The organism is Echinicola vietnamensis DSM 17526 (genome assembly GCF_000325705.1).
GTDB classification, from domain to species: Bacteria; Bacteroidota; Bacteroidia; order Cytophagales; family Cyclobacteriaceae; genus Echinicola; species Echinicola vietnamensis.
Genome location: NC_019904.1, coordinates 4,083,728 through 4,103,217, shown reverse-complemented (window position 1 = coordinate 4,103,217; position 19,490 = coordinate 4,083,728). Strand labels below are relative to the sequence as shown.

Below are 19,490 nucleotides of genomic sequence, written 5' to 3'. Positions count from 1 at the left end.
ATGAGATTTTATAAAACTTTATTTATACTAACAGTCCTATTATCAAACGTTTATCTTCTAAAGGCACAAGGAACAAGCCAGTTTCAGGTGAATTATGTCCCTAGCCTTCCCATGGGGGATGTAGCGGATTATAGTGGAAACTTCAGTTTTAGAGGCGTAAATATCGCTTATGAATATCACTTAACCGAATACCTTGGATTGGGCATTATGACAGGGGTCAACACCTTTTATGAGGATGTAAAAGGCGTGGAAAGTGTCAAAGTCGACATTGATGGTAAAATCGTCACACTTTCCGGTAAACGGTATAACTATACCAATTCCATTCCCATTATGGCAACAGGTAATTATTACCTATCTCCTGAAGGGCAGATTAGACCCTATATAGGATTGGGAATTGGTGGATACTACGTCATGAAATGGACCGAAATAGGCCAATATCAAGTTCGGGACAATGGATTCCAGTTTGGGCTTGCGCCTCGTGTGGGAATGCTGAAACCACTTGCTTATGGTTTAGACCTTCATCTGGCGGCCCAATACAATGCAGGCTTTGGAGAAGATCCGTTCAGCAGCTTGGACTTTATGATTGGCTTTGCATGGAAATTTTAGTCATTAACCCATAATACCATGAACATCAAAACCTACACCTATACAGTACTTGCGGCAATCTTGACCGTTACCTTTTCATGCACCGCTGGAAAGGTCATTGACACCAATCAAGCAGCAGGATTTTCGCTGGAGAATTATAAAAGCTTTGATTTTTATAAGACCGATTTGGAAATTGATGAAATGCCGGAATATGCGCAGCGCGTGGAATGGATAAAGGAAGCCATAAAAGCAAACCTTTCTGCCAGGGGACTCCAACAGGACAGCGCTAACCCAGAAATGCTGGTCAATATTGGTGTCTTTATTGAAGAGAAAGTCCAAACCCGTGAAACGGACCTGAGGAGCGATCCCCCCATGTACATCGGCCAGCGAAATTATCACTGGGAAGTGCAGGAAATTCCTGTGGGAACGTATAATGAAGGAACGTTTACCTTGGATTTTGTCGACAAAGCCAGCAATGAAATGGTATGGCAGGGCGTAGGAAAAAGTATCATCACCAAAAAAGACGAAGCCGCCAAAAAGAATATCAAAGAAGCGGCCCAAAAATTATTTACCACCATAGAATAACACCCTTCGGGATCATCATCCTGTAAATCAAATACTCACTTAAACTATCAAAACAATGATAAAAAAACTATTCGTTTTCGTAATTGCCATTGCCTGTGGTTGTTCCAGCTCCACTTCCATTGTAAGCTCATGGAAAAGTCCAGATGTACAGCCCCAAGATGTCGAATTGACTAAAATCATGGTTGCTGTTTTGGGCAACTCAGAAGCCAGCAGGAGAATTGCTGAAGATAAAGTAGCCAGCCTAAACCCTAAAATTCATCCTTCCTATCAGGTTTTGATGAATGCCGCTGCAGCTACAGACACCACGCGCAGTAGCGATATCCTTCAAGAACAGGGCTTTGACGGAATCATCGTGATGAAGCTGGTGGACAAGGACAAATCCACCGATTGGGTACCTGGTTCTTATACCGGTTACTGGTCCATGCACCCTTACTATTGGGGTGGATTTGGATATGGTGGATACTATGATCCAGGCTATTACACGGAAGATATCACCTATGTGGTCGAAACAAGCCTTTATTCCCTTAAAGGAAGCACCAGGCTACTTTGGTCAGGCATATCTTCTACCGTAAATCCATCCTCAGTGGAGAAAACTGTACAAGACATCGCGATGAAATCATACGATCAAATGAAGACCGATGGCTTGTTGCCAGCCGAAAGCAAGAAATAAAAAATCTTTGGAAAGATCACATTCATCGAGGCTGCCTCCAATCTTGTGGGGTAGCCTCGCTTTTTTTGGTGAAAGGAACCGTAATATCAGAGACAATCTTTCAAGCCTCCCCTACTTCACCACCTTGCTGATGGCAAACAAGCCTCCCAGCCGTACCAAAAGTGTCATCGCCGCTCCTGCTGAAGCAATAATCGTGTTGATCTCATTGAGTACATGGATCCTGCCAAAGGAGATAAATACCAATAAACTAATCACGATAAGAATTAACACTGCAAAGGTAATGTTCCAGGTCCCCTTCTGCTTGGATTCCAATTCCCGGGCAAGGGCCTCGTCACTGTTGACCTTGGAAAGCACAAAATTCCCAAAACTCTCATTCATCAACCTTAAAGAATGGTCAAAGACCAAAATACCTTTGTGCAGCAAGTCAATGATTCCGTCCACATTGTTGGTGTTGACAAATTTGTCCCGCGCAATGTCATAGACAATGTACCGCTCTTCTTTGGAGAGGTTGTTCCAGATGGCATAATAATAGGTATAAGAAGTCTCTTGGACATGAAGGATCACATCTTCCTCCTGGTCACACTTTTTATAAAGTTTCTTGTTAAAAACGAGCTGGTTGAGGTATTTTCCATGCTCAAACTCCCCTTTCATCACATGATACTGAGGTGACTTTCTATCGTCCTTTGACCAATCTATGTGTGTGGTATCAAAAGGCACATTGATGCGGTAGAAACCGCCCAGTACGTTTAACCAATTTCTATAATCCATTTTGAGCATCATCTTTTTATCGTATGCACCATCTTCTTTGGCACCAGGATCGGTAGAAAAATGATTGATTTGGTCCTCATAATGCTCGTAAATCTTGATGGGACTAATATTACTCGAAATCACCACCCTGATCAGCGGATTGTAAACCAGCTGTTGAAGGATATGGAGTTTGATACGGTTAAATTCCATATCGTCATAGCCCAATTCAAAATGTTCTATATACACCACAAGGGGAAGTTTTAAGGTGGCTTTTTCTTCTTTGGACAGTTCATCGGCCTCAGGTCCTTTTCCTTCCACAGAATTTTGCAGCACCGTTTCCAATGCCTTATAGTTAGAAGTGGGTGATTTCACTATCGCATCCAAGGAGATATCCAACCCTAATTGATCATTCTTAAAATGGTAAACGGAGCCTTTATCCGTTTTTGGTGCCTTATCGCTGTGTGGTTGGTTAATGACATGTGGTAAGGTAATTATGTCCATGGTATATACATTGTCCGGAAATTCCTGCTCCAATTGGTGGTAAATTCTTCTTACACTCGAGGCGTTTACACCTACCAAAAAAGTATTGTTAAAGCTATCCTTGCCAATGCCATTGTCATACTTTATCCGCCACTTGTCGGCTTCTTTGTAGATTTTGTGCAGTTCATGGCTGTGGCTTTTCTCCAGCTCTCCTACTTTGGGAATCAGCCGATCGGCATAGCCCTTAAACGAAAGGCCACAGATCTTTCGTGAAGTCCCCGAAAGCAGCAAAATGATCACAGCTATCAATATCGGTATAAGCACCAACACCAACATCGCCATGTTATTTATAAAAAAGTCGCCAAAACGCTTGGGACTCCCTGCCACGATATACTTTTGGGAAGGGCTATAATAGGTAAAGGTATCTGCTTGGTACCGCCAGCTCTGGTCTGCATCTGTATTTATCAAATACCCCTCTGATGCTATTCCATAGGGGTTGAAAGGAATCCTAATATCCCCGTATAGTCCCCCGATCAGAAAATAATACAAAAAGTCCTGCGATAAACTATCCATACCAAAATGATCCGTGGTGTCATAACTGGCCGTATCAATGGACACATCATCAAAGGTCATATGACGTAAATCATCATTTACCATGGTCGCGACAAACTCATCCAATTCGGGAACCCTGCTCTGTTTTTTGGTGTCCTCATATTCGTAAAACTGCTCGGCTTTTTTGGATAGCCAATTGGCCTGCTGACTCGTCAGGTCATGACTGTAATACTTATGTAAAATTTCTCTTTCCTTATTATAACTGATCGCATAAAAAATAAAGCTTGGTATCACTGTAATACAACAAATCAAAGAGAACGTAAACAACCTATAAGAGGCTATCATGGGACGCTTTTGATACTTTTCCAGCAGTAAAGTGACCTTACCCCTGACAACATTATCGCCCAAGCTGGAACTACTTTTGTCTTTCAGTGGTACGGATACCAACTTTAGCAGCTGATGAACACCAAGGGCCAATAGCCCTAATAAAATCAAACTAAAATACACCTTCAAATCCTTAGCATGGTACATTAAGATGCCTTTCCCTATCAATAGTACGCCTACAATCACCAAAAAACTGATTTTCAAAAACTTAATATGATTGGCTTTTCCAAAGCGCGTGTACATTTTTTTGCTTGGAGGCAATAAAACGGACAGGACATAATAATTTAACCCCACAATACCTATCCCTACCAACACCAGATCATGGATTACAAAATCCTCAAAACCGGCATGAAGGATACTTTCTAAACAGCAGTACAAACCTGATAAAGCATTTATCAGGAACAAGCATAGATAGGCCCTGTTATACTGATGGTCTTCCGAACTGTAAGGCCTCAGCCAGTTGAAAGCAAAAACTTTTTGCTTGAGGTTACTGGGTTTGGTGGATAGCCACGAAACCGTCATGCATAGCATAAAAAGCAAGACCAAATACGCGATCTGCATTTCGATGGTAAGCATAATCGCCATCGAATTGGCCGTGTTGATATATTCTTTGTCCATAAAGGTGGCCAAATAGTAACCATCAATACAGTCCAGCTTGTTCAGGTATACATAATGGGGCTTGCCTAGATAATCTACCGAAGCAAATTGAGGACGATCGCTGGAAACAAAAGGCCTAAACTTATCGCCGGTTTCTTCCAGGAAGTTCTCGTTCAGGTTTCGCTCTTTCTCGGAATGGAAAAGGGTCTTACCGGACTTATCCATCAAGCAAAATCCATAGCCACGTTTTACCAATGGATCAATCAGGCTGGCCGAGGAAAAGCTCACCGCCAAAACCGGCAAATCTTCGATCCCTGATGGAATGCCAACGCCTATTTCATAATTTCCATCACTGACCGATCGGATAGATTCCATAAAAAGCGGCTGTTTTCGCTGAAAGCTTTTGGTTTCGTTATTGGCCACTTTCATGATATACTTTCTGTGCGAAAGGTCAATGACCTTGTCGGGGTCTCCCTCACTGGAGAGATAAACCCGTATCTGACCTTCTCGGTCACACCAAAAGATCGAGTTGAAATATTTGAATTGGTGGCAGCCATCTAAAGGAAGGTCATCATAATGCAGTCCTGCAAAGGCCTTGTATAGATTGTGGTCTGAAGAGGAATCACCATTGTCCGCCGAAACTACCGTATCTTTTACATTTAACTTGTGGAAAAATGATGACTTATCAGGTTGGTCTAAGCCTTTGATCCAATTGGATAATTCGGTTTCGGACCTTACTTTCCATTCTGATGCCGTGATCGTATCAATGTCATTTAGCAAATGAATGACATTGTTCATCTCCAATTCAAAATTCTCATCCACTTGATCGCTCAAGGTCTCCAATTCATTTCTGGCTTCTGCTTTATCGTCTTTGAGCTGGGTGGCCAGGTACATAAAAAGGAGAATAATTCCCATCGGAATCACCGTCACCGATGCCCCCGTAAACAGCACATCCCTCGTGTAGAGCCGCTCCATATTGCTCATCACAAAAAGCTTCAGGATGGGCAAGGCCAATAGGATTATGATCGTAAAGATGACCGCAATGGAAATGGTATGGGCAGAAACTTCCCGCTTTTGATCTTCAAATTTATCCTTATTGACCATGCCGGACAGGTATATCGCCCCCGCATCGGACTTGCACAGCAAGGTATTAAACACCTTGTATTCGGCCAGCCCTAGGTCAAGATCAAATATCTTTTTGGTTTTAAAAACATTGATGATGCTATCATTGGTATAATAAAGCTCTCCAAAGGTAGGGTTATTGCTAAATAGCGTATTGAGTTCCTGTGATTTGTTGTCTTTCTTGGCAATGCAGTTAATGCTAATAAAATCGTAAATATCCTTTCTAACTACCAGTGGATTATCGAATAGCGAGGCATATTTTTCCGGTGCCTTGACTTGTTCTACTAGGGATGTGTCTGTTTCAGGATGTTTTTGAATAGAGTCTTTTTTGATGCGGAAAACTACTTCCTCATTCCCGAAAGTAAATTCATATGATAATGAATCCATGAGCTGTTCATCGCTCAGAAGTATTTTCTTTTGCCCTTCGATGAGGTTTTCGATATTGGTCTTGATATTTCCCAATACGCGCATATTATCTGCATTCATCGTTTTCTCATTCCCTGCCACATGTACAAAGAAGTAATACACAAAAGCCAAGGCAATAATGACCAGCGTGGAAAGTACGACAACCCCTTTCTTAGATATTCGCATAATGCATAAAAATTATAGATGATGAAGAATGACCGACGCATGTGGTGATGTCGGACCATGGTTGGTAAATAAAAGTAAAATAGCTTGGTGAAGGCCACCTTACTTACCGGTAGGAGCAGAAGTGTGTGGTAGTAAAATTCACTAATATTATTGGTTATACTATTAGTGCAAAAAGATGGTGTTTTTACTTGATGTCCTTTTTCAAATAAAGAAAAACGTAAATTAAATAATTAAATTTTACGATTATTCAAGTGCATGTTTTAAAGGTAATACCTTTTTAACAAGAACTCAATACCTATTTTACGGTATTTTATACATGTTTTGAATATTGTTCAATATTGTCGACCAAAGGTTGATAATCGTATTGTAAGTCTGGATGGAGGGACGAAAAAATCTTGCGCACCTTAGCCACTTGCATTTCATACAAATTATGAATCACTTCATTTCCAAAATCAAGGTATTGGTACTCAATAAGCTTCGTACAAAAAAATCCGACCAGCTCCAGTTGGACCGTTTTATCCTTGGTAAACTTCAGGTATTTGTTCAATTTCCGACTGATGGCCTGGGCGGATTTTTTAGCATAATAGGCACGGTCCATATTAGCTGATTCGAAGGCATCCGCTAGCTCCTCCTCCACCATATGCTGAAAAAACTGTGGATTTTCTCTACCAAATACTTTAAAAAACAAGAACTGCTTATTATCCCTTGTGAATTTGGCGGTTTCCAGCAGTAGTCCCACCAGTTCCTCTTGGGGCAGGTATTGAAGTTCTTTCTTGATTGCGGCTAAACTTGGTAGTTCCATAATTATCTACGTTCTTCATATTCCAACAAGCGCTAAATATAGCCCTTAAAATTAAAACGAAGTATACCCCCTTTTACCATATCATCTGTTGCATTCAGAATAGACAAATTATCGCTCCAAGAAAAGTGGATGGTCGACACTTTCCAATGAAAAAATCATCATACCACTTGCAAACTCCTGCTCCATCCATCAACAATCCAACATATTTTTCGTATCATTAACTTATTAGTTTTTATGTTGAAAAATGAGGTTAACTCGTACCAAACACGCTTAAATACCATTTTTATGTCAAAATACTTACTATTCCTTTGTCTAATTCTTCTTCCAAAACTCACATTTTCCCAGGACAGCTACCAGGTGCAATGGGAAAAGGTCGAAAAACTGGAGCTAAAAAATTTGCCAAAATCCGCACTGGCCATAACCGATTCCATTTTTCAGCAGGCCAAATCAGCGCACAATGCGCCGCAATGGTTAAAGGCAATGCTCTATCAATCAAAATTCGCACTAAAGCTGGAAGAAAATGCACAACTGGCGATTATTGATAAGTTCGAGAAGGAAATTGCCACTGCCGAGCCACCTGTCAGCAACCTCCTGCACAGCATGTTGGCGACATTTTATTGGCAATATTTCCAAGAGAACCGCTACCAGTTTTACAACCGAAGCCAAACGACACCAATGGTCGACAGCTTGGATTTCAGGACCTGGGATTTAAACCGGCTCTACCAACACATCCACGCAATGCATGTGCGTGCACTTCAAGATCCGGAAAGGCTACAAGAAATACCGATTGACCAGTTTAAGCCCATTTTAACCGAAGAAGAAAAAACCAAGCACCTCACCCCTAGCCTATTTGACCTCTTGGCACATCGGGCCTTGGCTTTCTACAAAACGGCAGAAACCAGCATCCACCAACCCAAGGATAAATTCCTGATAAACGACCCGAGGTATTTCCAGGAAGAAGAAGAATACTTGAAAAGCCAGCGTTTCACGGGTTTTTCGAGGCTATTCGAAGCACTTAAAATTTACGGAACACTCACCCAATACCATAGAAAAGCACAACATGAGGCGGCTTTGGTAGCGATCCAATTGGAGCGGTTAAAATTCATTGCCGCTAATTACACCGGTGAATCCAAAAATAAGCACTACGAAGCGGCCTTGACCCGGCTATACCGACAGTATTCGTCCAAGCCCATCAGTACCCTCATCACCTACGATCTAGCTGCTTTATACGACAACATGGCGGATGAATATTCCCCGCACGATGCTACCGATCACCAGTTTAAGCGTAAAGAAGCCTTAGCCCTCCTGAATGAATCCATTGCTGATTTTCCAGATGGCCTGGGAATTGAATTTTGTAAGCAGTTGAAGCGATCGATTGTTTCCCCCTTCCTTCATCTCACCAGTGAAAAGTTCCTTCCCGTCCAGCAGGAAGCCCGTATTTTAGCAGAATACAAAAACGTTGACCAATTAGACTTTACCATTTACGCGTTGAATCATGAGCAATCTGAAAAGTTCAATGCCCTTTATGACGAACACGAAAAAACGCATTTTGTCGAACAACTCTCGCCTTACCAATCTTGGCAGAGCCCATTGGTAAATGAAGGGGACTACCAACCTCACCGCATGGACAACCTCCTTCCAAGCTTAGCGGCTGGAAATTACGTGATCATGGCCACCAGTGACCTGGATGGAATACAGGCTACCATCACTGCTTTCCAATTTATCCAAGTCACCGACATGGCATTGATTCACCATAATATTGGAAATGAGGTCACGCTACAGGTCATTGACCGTCAACATGGAACACCGATCAAGGGAGCAAGTGTACGCCTTTCCAATGACCGGTATAACAAAAGGAAATTATTGCCCCAATCTTCCCTTATAACAAATGAGGAAGGGTTTGTGCACTTTTCAGTAGAGGACCGTTTGTACGGTGTCGAGGTTCACGTGCAAAAAGATGGACAAACCGCTATATTCTCCAATTTTTCGAATTACCACCGCTATTCCTATGATAACGAAAACACCATAAGCACACACCTGTTTACGGACAGAAGCATCTACAGGCCCGGCCAAACGGTTTTTTTCAAGGGCATTCTCGTAAAGCGTAGCAATCATCAAAGTGAAACCGTTCCTGAAGCAGGAGTCGAGGTGGTCCTGAAAGATGTGAATGGAGAAAAGGTTTCAGAGCTGCTCCTCGAATCCAATGCATACGGTGCTTTCAGTGGAGAGTTTGTCCTGCCTACCAGTGGATTGACGGGTAATTTTACGTTAGAAGTTAATAAAAACAACAACATCAAAAATGTTGCGCTTCGGGGCACTGATTTTTTGGGCGGTCATCACCGCATAGCAGTAGAAGAATATAAGCGCCCCACTTTTGAAGCCAATTTTCGGCCAATTGAACAGGAATATCAAGTCAATGACAGCGTCTTGGTTTATGGTAAAGCAACGGCCTTTTCCGGTAGTAAAATTTCCGATGCTAACGTATCCTACCGTGTGGTCAGGGAAGTCCACATGCCCATGTGGTATTATAGCTGGAGACGAACTTTTCCCGTTGCCCATGCACAGGAAGTTGCCGTGGGATCGGCAATGACAGATGGGGATGGGCATTTCAACATCCCCTTTAAAGCCATTCCGGATGAAACAGTCCCCAAGGCTGATCACCCCGTATTTCACTATAAAGTGATCGCAGAAGTCACTGATATCAACGGCGAAACCCGAACTGCTCAAACCACGGTAAATGTCGGCTATCATGCCTTGCTATTGGATCTGGAAGCTCCAGAGACATTGAAAAAGCAGCAAGACAGTATTTCACTCAAGATCAATAGCACCAACCTAAATGACTCCTTTGTTCCAGCCCAAGGTACCCTGAAAATCTACAAGCTTCGTTCTCCCGGAAGGGTCTTAAGGAATTCACCTCTTTCCATTCCAGACTACCGGCGTTGGGAGAAGGAGGAGTTTGTGAGGCGCTTTCCCCATGAGCCCTATGGTGAAGAGGGTGAGCCTGAAAACTGGGAAAAAGGGTCGCTGATCAAAAGCAGGTCATTTGATACTGCCAAAGAAAAAGAACTTCAACTCGCAAGAATTGACCAGTGGTCAACAGGGAGATACCTGGTGGAAATAGAAGCCATGGACAAATTTGGTCAAAAAGTGACCGAAAAGGGATTGTTCACACTTATGGACAATGTCCATACGATGGTACCTGACCATCAACTACTGGATATACAGCTGGACAAGGCCTCTTATTCACCCGGAAATACAGCCAAACTTTCCCTGGGTACAGCAGCAAAAAACCTGACCGTAAGTGTCTTTTTGGAAAAAGATGGGGCGATCAAAAACACTTGGCTGCTAAACCTAAAAAACGGTTATGAATCCCTTTCTATCCCAGTGGAGTCCAGTGACCTTGGCGGTTTTGTAATTCATTACACCACAGCCTTTGCGAATGCCAGTGTGGCCGGGGAAATTCAGGTAAACGTCCCCTATCCCAAAAAGGACTTGGAAATCGAAACCCTTACCTTCCGGGACCACATCCAACCAGGTGCCGAACAAACCTGGACATTTAAAGTCAAAGGACCTCAAAAGGACCACGTAGCCGCTGAGCTCTTGGCAAGCATGTACGATGCTTCTCTGGACCAGTTTACACCACATCAATGGCGTTTTGCCCGCGCCGAAAGAAATTACATCAGCCAAACTTCCTTCCAAAGTCACTTTAGCTTTGACACGGATCGGTTTGACATGAACCGGTTCCTCCCTAGCCGTTATTTCACTACACATGAGACGTTGCCCTTGACGCAGCTGAACTGGTTTGGTTTTCATTTTACCAATGAATATTATTTCAATTACCGCTATATCCAGTCCCTTCGGGAAAAATGGATTCCCATCGCTTCCAAGGTCTCTTACAGTTTTGATGCATCCCTGCAAAAAGGCTTTGCCAAGGGAAAAATCACCAACGTGGAAGGAGATCCCTTGCCCGGGGTGACCATTGATCCATCTGGAAACCATCAAAGTGTCGTCTCGGATATCGATGGCGAATTTATCGTAGAAGCATCCCCTGGAGACACCTTAACGTTTCAATTGATCGGATATCTTTCCGCTACCGCGAACTTGGCTCCCAAACGAAATGTCGTCCATGTAGTGCTAACGGAAGACGCTACAGGCCTGGAAGAAGTGGTCGTCACAGGCTATCAAGCTAACAGAAAAGAAAGCAGTGCAGCCCTCGCAATGGAGTCACAGGAAGATGCCAACCACCCGCCAGCGGAAATAGCCTTCAGGGCCAAAGCTTCAGGGATCAGTACTCAGGCACTTTACATCATTGATGGAAAAATATCCACCACCCCACCCCAAGAAAGTGACGTTGCTTCCAGGCAGGTATTAGCTGCTGACGAGGCCATGGCCATCTACGGTAGTCAAGGGCAGAATGGAGCCATCATCATCACCACTCATGCAGGACAAGCTTCCATGGATCAGCAATTGGTTCAAATTCAGGCAAGATCCGATCTTAGGGAAACGGCCTTCTTCTATCCCCACCTCAGCACAGACTCCACGGGCAATATTAGCTTTAGCTTCACCGCGCCCGAAGCCCTGACCAAATGGAAGCTCCAATTATTGGCCCACACCAAAGCCGTGGACATTGGATATAAGCAGCTGCAGGCCATCACCCAAAAAGACTTAATGGTAACGCCAAATGCTCCACGTTTCCTGAGAGAAGGCGACAAATTGGTGTTTTCTGCTAAAATCAGCAATTTATCTGCTGATGCCTTAACCGGCAAAGCCCAATTGGAATTGACCGATCCCTTCACAGGAAAAAGTCTTAACCAGCAACTATCCAATCTCCAACAAGGTCGTTCTTTCCAAGTGGCAGCAAAAGGCAATACAGAAGTGCGTTGGTCATTGGAAATACCGGAGGGCACTCAAGCAGTCCAATACAAAGTGGTAGCTGCAGCAGGCAGTTTTTCCGATGGGGAGCAGCGTATTTTACCAGTGCTTTCCAACCGTATGCTCGTGACGGAAACCATGCCCATGTGGATCAATGACAAAGGCAAAAAGTCTTTTGAAATGGTAAACCTGACCGATCATGCCTCTACTACACTGGCCCATCATCAATTAACACTGGAAGTCACTTCAAACCCCGCTTGGTACGCCGTGCAGGCCCTGCCTTATCTGATGGAGTATCCCTATGAATGTGCAGAGCAGACGTATGCCCGCTTCTTCGCCAATGCCGTGGCGAAGCATATCGTAGACAGCCATCCGCGGATCAAGGCGGTATTTGAACATTGGAAAAACCAAGACACCGAAACCTTGCTCAGCAACCTCGAAAAGAACCAAGAACTAAAATCCTTGGTCATCCAAGAGACTCCTTGGTTACGAGACGCCCAATCTGAAAGCGAGCAGAAACAAAGAATCGCTTTATTGTTCGAAACGAACAAAATAAGTAATGAATTGTCAAAAAACATATCCAAACTGTACTCCATGCAAATGAGTTCAGGAGGCTTTCCATGGTTTAAAGGCAGCCGATACCCTAATCGCTACATAACCCAGCACATTGTGACCGGATTGGCAGAGCTGCAGCGGATGGAGGTGCAAGCTGCCCAGTCAGAAAAGATCACCACCATGATCACCAAGGCGATGAACTACCTGGATGAGCAATTGCTAGAGGATTACAAAAAGCTCCTAGCACAGGCCAAAATTTCAAAAACCGATTCCACCGATACCGATAAATTAAACGCGGTCCTTAGAGGAAATCTAATCTCTTCCGTCCAAGTACATTACCTCTATTTACGTACCTTATTACCGAAAGCTCAACCTTCAGGATCCTTGAAGGAGGCTATTCAGCTTTATCAGCAGCAAGCCTTACGTCAATGGACCAGCCTGGGACTACAGGAGCAGGCCATGATTGCCCTGATGAGCCATCGAACCCTGTCAACCAACACGGCTCAGGAAATTCTCAAGTCCTTGGTCGAGAACAGTATAAACAATCCTGAACTAGGGCGTTACTGGAAAGCCAATAAACCGGGGTGGCTCTGGTATAAAGCTCCTATCGAGACACAAGCCTTCTTGATCAGAACATTTTCTGAAATTCCGATGGAACGTCATACGACTTCCGAGCAGACCAAGCTCGTAAATGAGATGAAAGTATGGCTCCTCAAGCAAAAACAAACCAACCATTGGAGCAATACGAAGGCCAGTGCATCCGCCATACAAGCATTATTGCTAGCGGGATCAGATTGGCTCAGCACCACTGAGACGGTACAAGTTTCCGTAGGTCATCAAAAGGTCTCTCCCAAAACCGATCCCTCTATTCAAGCGGAAGCCGGCACGGGCTATTTCAAAAAGTCTTGGTCAGGAGATCAGGTCGAAAAAACCATGGGAAATGTCACGCTTACCCAAGAAAAAGATGGCATCGCCTGGGGAGCGCTCTATTGGCAGTACTTTGAGGACTTGGATAAAATCCAGGAAAACACCGCAACACCTTTGAAGATCAGCAAGGAGCTGTTGATCAAGGAAAACACCGACCAAGGTGAAATTTTCCACCCCATAGACGGTGACAAGAATATCGTAGTGGGAGACCTCATCAAAGTGCGCCTTAAAATCATGGTGGACAGGGACATGGATTTTGTGCATTTAAAGGATATGCGGGCTGCTGGTTTTGAACCGGTAAATGTGCTTTCCCGCTACAAGTATCAGGATGGCCTGGGCTATTATGAAAGTACTCGAGACGCCAGTACCCATTTCTTCTTTGAGCGACTAGAGAAAGGAGTGTACGTTTTCGAGTATGACGTAAGGGCCAACAATGCCGGTACCTTTTCAAATGGCATCAGCACCATCCAATGCATGTATGCCCCTGAGTTTAGTAGCCATTCTAAAGGAAAGTTGATCCACATCGAACGATAATCCAAGGGCCGGCATAAAAACTGGAAAGGGTTTAGCTGGCCCTGCTTTTGGTGACCTGTAAAAGCCATAAGGCGAAAACTCCTTCCCTACTGCCTACAACTTAACATGATCAACTACGTAACTAAACACATACCTGCTTTACCTTATATTATGCAATACGACTGGACATTCAACCTACCAAAATTTGACGCTGATAACCTGGAGCAATCCATTACGGAAGCCCTTTCCGAGCAGCAAAAGGAACTGGAAATTTTTCTCTCTTATTACACAAGACCAGATGGAGCTGTTGCCGAGAATGCCAGCCTCGAAAAAGTAATCCCAACAAAGTCTCAAGATACGGGCAAAATACTCCTTCGCTTCCATAAAGTGTTTTACAATGCCTGCCTTAACATCCATGAAACCGAAAAAGACCAAATAGAAGTGGACTATAACATCGATCCTAAAAACTCAAAAGTAGAACTCTTGGGTCCCATCATACTAGAAAGAGGTATGGATGATATCTAACGTAGCTTTTTTTTAAGCCCTTCAGGGAAGCTATGGAGTCATGGCAAAATTGGGGATGTAGGGTCCATGTGTAAAGGGATAGCCCGCTTATATGATGTAAGGTCCTCAAACGCACAATGAATTTATCGTGAATACCTTTCGTGGTTAGCATTTCCCCTATCGATACAGACATTAACAAAAAAAAAGTATTTTTTTATGATTTTTTAATATTTATTCCTTCCATTGGTATACCATTTGTACTATAGTAGTCGAACTTAACCACTACAATCATGAACAAAGACCACGGCCCACATATCAAAAACGATGAACAGTATGAAGCCCTGAGAGATCAGGGAATGAGTAAATCCAAAGCGGCGAGAATCGCCAATTCACCAGATGCTGGTGAAAAAGGCGGAAAATCTCAGCCGTATGAAGAATGGACAAAGGAAGCACTTTATGATCAAGCTCAAAAAGTGGACATCCAAGGAAGAAGCAGCATGAACAAAGATGAACTCATTCATGCCCTGCGGAACAACTAACCACCTTGGCATTTATTTCAACAAATTATTTTAACCTAAACTATAAACAACAATGGCTAACAACTTGAAATTAAAGGGAAATTGGAACGAACTTAAAGGTAAATTAAAGTCAAAATATGGAGAGCTGACCGATGACGACCTCGCCTATGCAGAAGGTCAGGAGGATCAATTGCTTGGTAAAATCCAGAAAAAGACGGGGGAATCCATAGATGACCTTAAAGCATTTCTCTTCAGTGAAGAGGAAGAAACCAAATAATGGTTTTAAACGACGATAGAACAATCGTCTAAGATGGAAAGGTGACGTTATGAAAACGTCACCTTTTTTTATGACGTCAGGGAAACGGATGCAAAATACCTTTTAGCTTCTTCCAAAGCATGTTGCATGCTGCTCCTTTCCACCTCCGTAACCTGAATGATTTGGTTAAGCCAGTGTTGATAATAGCCAATTCCACGTTCCAAATTGGTCTTGGATTTCTTTAGCGCCACCACTTTCTTTTGTTCAAAATGTTCTTGGAGTTTCTTCCATTCACTTTTGAAATGATCCATGGTCAGCTGAAGTTCCTTAATAAATACCTGAGGCCGCTGGGGCGTTAGTTGGATGGTGGCTTTCCCGTAAATATGGTCCACCATTTCCTTTAGTGAATAAATCCCCTTAAAATAGGCCAAATTTGGGCCTGGGCAGATGGTAACAGCACTGAGGTTTCGGGCCGGCTTTTCCCCTTCAGCCAAAATTGCCGGTGCACTCAGTCCTTCACACAAGCAATCTTTTTCCAGTAGCTGTGCCTTAGCCTCTTGGTAACCTTTTTCGCCCTTTTGGGATTCAAGGGCCTTTAGCTTAAGATGTTGATACTGGCGAGAAGACGTACAAATGGGTTTTTCGGTAAATTCGGTATTGAAAGACAAGACCTTTTTATAACATGGACTCCCTGGACGGCCCTTTTCGATCCTTGCTTTTCGCTGCACCTCCCCGCTACTGGTTCTTAGGTTATTGAACGGTACGCCCAATGGAGAAGCATGGCTCAGGAAAAAATCAGAGGCTTTTGCTGTTATCAACCGATTCAAGGTTTCCTGATCCACAGCAGTAGCTTCAGGAACCAACAGGAACGGACTTCCCCAACCCACGCTATCCACACCGTAACTTGCCCTTAGAAGTTGGTGCTCTTCATGTGTGCCCACGCCACCTTGGGCGGTCAGCCTAAACCGAAGATGAGCAGCCAGCGCCGGCTTGCCTTTTTCCTGAAGCGCTTGCTGGCAAATGGCCATTAACTCCGCATTCAGCTCTGTCCTATTTTGTCTGAATTCAGCTAAAATTGGTCCCATCAGCATGCCATCCGTTGCAAAGGCATGTCCACCGCAATTCAGGCCGGATTCCAAGCGGAACTCTTCCACCCAGATGCCTTTCTTGGCCAAAAACTTCCCTTGGACATGGGCGGACCTAAAGTCACTTACTTTCAGGATCACGCCTTTGGCCGGAAGACCATCGTCAGCGGGATAAAAATTTTCAAATTCTTCCAAATATCCGTACAATGAAGGATTCATTCCCGCAGAAAACACTACTGATGAACGTAATTTACTGTTGGCAAAACCCCTTAGCGCTGCCAGTCCATCTGAAAACTCCCGGGGCAATTCCTGACCATCCTCATCATAATTTCTCTTATCTACTTTCGTCATGATATTGACATGGATCTTACCGGGAACCACCATATTCCTTAACTTTTCCTGCAGCTCAGATCGCATGGAACAAGTAGCCTGTAGCATGACACGGTAAAGCTTATGTTTTGGATGATCTTCCGGAAGCAAGGCAAAATACCGGTTTATTTCCGAATCCTTCTCCTCGAAAGAGCTCTCCTTAAGTGCTTCTACCTGCTTGTCTACCAAGCCCTTCAATAAGTCCAAGTAGGCCGTGATGCGCTTTGCCCGGGCATCATGATCGGTTTCCTTGATGGGAATATACGGTACAGCATTTTTCCTGCTGTGGATTTTCCGCATGGATTCTACCAAGTGGTCTTCCATGATGGATACCACACTGTCGATTCCATACCTGGCCACTTTTAGCGGTGTATCAATGGTAAATCCCAGCCCCATAACGGGAATATGAAAAGAATGGGGTGAGCAATTTGAAGAATGAATATTGAGGGGGTTGATCATAGTTTTGACAAGTTAGCGATCAACAAATGTATGGTCTCTACACGGGAAAAATCCTTTCAATGCTCAGGATATAAAGTGATAAGAATCATAAAAACTTCAACATGTTTCCTGTGGCTACCCCTCCCCATTTTCATCATAGGCATTATATTAACTTGTGGATTTTAGTTAAATTTGGGAAGCCAAAGGAACTTTACCCGATGATCGCACGGTTTAAGCTACCAAGGCCGTTTTTCCGGGTTTGGAAAAACGCATTTACTACACCTCAAGGGCCTTGAACCCTTGAAAACGTAAAACATCATGAACCAGAAAAAAAGAGTTGTTGTCGGCCTTTCCGGAGGGGTCGACAGTTCTGTTGCCGCTTATCTCCTGCAAGAGCAAGGCTACGAAGTCATCGGTATGTTTATGAAAAACTGGCACGATGAATCGGTCACCATTTCGAATGAATGTCCATGGATGGAAGACAGCACAGATGCCATGCTGGTAGCTGAAAAACTGGGCATCCCCTTTCAGGCCATTGACCTGAGCGAGGAATACCGAGAGCGGATCGTAGACTATATGTTTGCCGAATATAAAGCAGGACGTACCCCAAACCCTGATGTCCTGTGTAACCGGGAAATTAAGTTTGACATTTTCCTCAAGGCTGCCAAAAAGCTTAAAGCTGATTTTGTGGCCACTGGTCATTATTGCCAGAAAGGTGAAACCCAAGTGGAAGGCAAGACAGTTTATCAATTGCTGGCGGGCGCTGACCTAAATAAAGACCAAAGCTATTTCCTGTGCCAACTCAACCAAGATCAATTGGCAAAAGCCCAGTTTCCCATTGGACACCTACAAAAATCCGAGGTACGGAAAATAGCCAAAGAGCAAGACTTGGTAACGGCAGATAAAAAGGATAGCCAGGGGCTTTGCTTTATCGGAAAGGTGAGGTTACCGGATTTTCTCCAGCAGCAACTCAAACCCAAAAAGGGAGATATCATCATCATACCTGAGGATTTGTCCATTTATCAGCAGCAGCAAATTCCAGCGGGAATGGAAGCGGATGACTTGGACGAGGAAACCCTTGATCAAATATGCCTGCCCGTACAGCATCAAGCCCAGCAAGGCAAAAAAGTCGCCGAGCATAACGGTGCCCATTACTTCACCGTAGGACAGCGAAAAGGGCTGAATGTAGGAGGAACAGGCAAGCCGTTGTTTGTCATAGAAACCAACACCAAGGAAAATATCATCTTCACCGGACTGGGGGAAGATCACCCCGGACTGCTCAGAAATGGACTGTTTGTACCGGCAGAAGATGTGCACTGGATCAGGGATGACTTAAGGTTGACTCCCGGTCAATCCAAAAGGTATATGGCCAGAATCCGCTACAGGCAACCGCTAAGCGGGGCCACTTTGGTCATGAAAGCAAATGGGCTGTACGTCCTTTTTGATAAGCCTCAAAAGGGAATAGCAGCTGGACAATTTGTGGCTTGGTACGAGGGCGATGAAAGCATCGGTTCTGGAGTAATCGCATAAAAGGGAGGAAACATCCCTGGGAGCAAAATTCATAGTAGAAAAACTCCTTTTGAGCACCTGTTTTCCGGAGTGTTTTAAGTATATTCATGGATAAAATTTACGAAACATGAAAAAACCTAATTTTACACACTGCAGTTTTTTACTTGCATTGGCATTACTGATCAGTACTGCCACATTTGCCCAAGAAGAAAAGCCCAAAAGTCCACCTGCTACGGCTACAGGTGAGATAAATGGTGCTACCATTACCATTGATTACCACGCTCCCAGTGCAAGAGGCCGGGTAATTTGGGGTGACTTGGTCCCATTCGGAGAAGTATGGAGAGCCGGTGCAAATGATGCCACTACCTTCGAAACGGATAAAGATATCCAAATTGAAGGGGAAACATTGCCAGCTGGAAAATACAGCTTCTTTATCATTCCTGGAGAGACTGAATCGGTATTTATTTTCAACAGTGTTGCCAAGCAATGGGGGGCATATGATTATGAAGAATCCAAAGACGTCCTGCGCGTGACCATTCCGTCCCAGCAAACTTCCACCATGGAAGAGCAATTGGTGTATGAAGTAGTGGACGATGGATTTGAAGTCCGCTGGGAGTATGGAAAGGGCAAAGCCCATATCGAGTAACCCCGATCAGAAAAACCCATCTATGGAAAGGCTGTTTGGTCTGTTTGTTTCTTGCGCCATGTTGGTAAAAGAAGCCTACTTTCCAAGCAGCTTTTTACTTTTATAAGCCTTCCAACAACATTTCTTATGGCCCACTCCTATCATGGCTGCAGATTTCGGATCAAGCCCTATTACGGGGATTGG

The 19,490-nt window shown here is 43.9% G+C and carries 12 protein-coding genes; 9 read left to right on the top strand and 3 right to left on the bottom strand.

Annotation, left to right across the window (positions count from 1 at the left end; all coding sequences use genetic code 11):
- The 3 genes from ECHVI_RS16865 to ECHVI_RS16855 are packed head-to-tail and all read left to right on the top strand — an operon-like array spanning window position 1 to window position 1,840.
- Entirely contained in the window at window positions 1-606 is a 606-nt protein-coding gene (locus tag ECHVI_RS16865; RefSeq protein WP_015267225.1) for an OmpW family outer membrane protein, read from the top strand.
- An 18-nt stretch (window positions 607-624) separates the two neighbouring features.
- Window positions 625-1,170, top strand: a complete 546-nt coding sequence (locus tag ECHVI_RS16860) for a DUF4136 domain-containing protein (protein ID WP_015267224.1) — start codon at window positions 625-627, stop codon at window positions 1,168-1,170.
- Window positions 1,171-1,225: 55 nt separating this feature from the next.
- Window positions 1,226-1,840: a hypothetical protein gene (locus tag ECHVI_RS16855; RefSeq protein ID WP_015267223.1), complete on the top strand. Its 615-nt coding sequence runs from the start codon at window positions 1,226-1,228 to the stop codon at window positions 1,838-1,840.
- 111 nt (window positions 1,841-1,951) lie between these two features.
- On the opposite strand, the gene ECHVI_RS16850 is transcribed toward ECHVI_RS16855, so the two are convergent.
- Complete coding sequence (locus ECHVI_RS16850) at window positions 1,952-6,313, bottom strand: PDC sensor domain-containing protein (protein ID WP_015267222.1); 4,362 nt, start codon at window positions 6,311-6,313, stop codon at window positions 1,952-1,954.
- A 310-nt stretch (window positions 6,314-6,623) separates the two neighbouring features.
- A complete protein-coding gene (locus tag ECHVI_RS16845) occupies window positions 6,624-7,115 on the bottom strand; it encodes a hypothetical protein (RefSeq protein WP_015267221.1) in 492 nt (163 codons plus the stop codon).
- A gap of 285 nt (window positions 7,116-7,400) precedes the next feature.
- Between ECHVI_RS16845 and ECHVI_RS16840 the strand changes: the two genes are divergently transcribed.
- The 4 genes from ECHVI_RS16840 (at window position 7,401) to ECHVI_RS16825 (ending at window position 15,281) form a co-directional block, all read left to right on the top strand.
- The gene (locus tag ECHVI_RS16840) at window positions 7,401-14,003 is read left to right on the top strand and encodes an alpha-2-macroglobulin family protein (RefSeq protein ID WP_041739953.1); all 6,603 of its coding nucleotides are present in this window, start codon (window positions 7,401-7,403) and stop codon (window positions 14,001-14,003) included.
- A 105-nt stretch (window positions 14,004-14,108) separates the two neighbouring features.
- Complete coding sequence (locus tag ECHVI_RS16835; RefSeq protein ID WP_015267219.1) at window positions 14,109-14,507, top strand: hypothetical protein; 399 nt, start codon at window positions 14,109-14,111, stop codon at window positions 14,505-14,507.
- A gap of 269 nt (window positions 14,508-14,776) precedes the next feature.
- Window positions 14,777-15,025, top strand: coding sequence for a DUF7218 family protein (locus ECHVI_RS16830; RefSeq protein ID WP_015267218.1), 249 nt, complete (start codon window positions 14,777-14,779; stop codon window positions 15,023-15,025).
- A 52-nt stretch (window positions 15,026-15,077) separates the two neighbouring features.
- A complete protein-coding gene (locus tag ECHVI_RS16825) occupies window positions 15,078-15,281 on the top strand; it encodes a CsbD family protein (protein WP_015267217.1) in 204 nt (67 codons plus the stop codon).
- Window positions 15,282-15,349: 68 nt separating this feature from the next.
- On the opposite strand, the gene ECHVI_RS16820 is transcribed toward ECHVI_RS16825, so the two are convergent.
- Window positions 15,350-17,173 (bottom strand): hypothetical protein, encoded by a 1,824-nt coding sequence (locus ECHVI_RS16820; RefSeq protein WP_015267216.1) that lies wholly within the window; start codon window positions 17,171-17,173, stop codon window positions 15,350-15,352.
- 297 nt (window positions 17,174-17,470) lie between these two features.
- On the opposite strand from ECHVI_RS16820, the gene mnmA reads away from it, so the two are divergent.
- Both mnmA and ECHVI_RS16810 read left to right on the top strand, forming a co-directional pair.
- Window positions 17,471-18,682: a tRNA 2-thiouridine(34) synthase MnmA gene (mnmA, locus tag ECHVI_RS16815; RefSeq protein ID WP_015267215.1), complete on the top strand. Its 1,212-nt coding sequence runs from the start codon at window positions 17,471-17,473 to the stop codon at window positions 18,680-18,682.
- A 106-nt stretch (window positions 18,683-18,788) separates the two neighbouring features.
- Entirely contained in the window at window positions 18,789-19,307 is a 519-nt protein-coding gene (locus tag ECHVI_RS16810) for a DUF2911 domain-containing protein (protein WP_015267214.1), read from the top strand.
- Window positions 19,308-19,490: the final 183 nt, after the last annotated feature.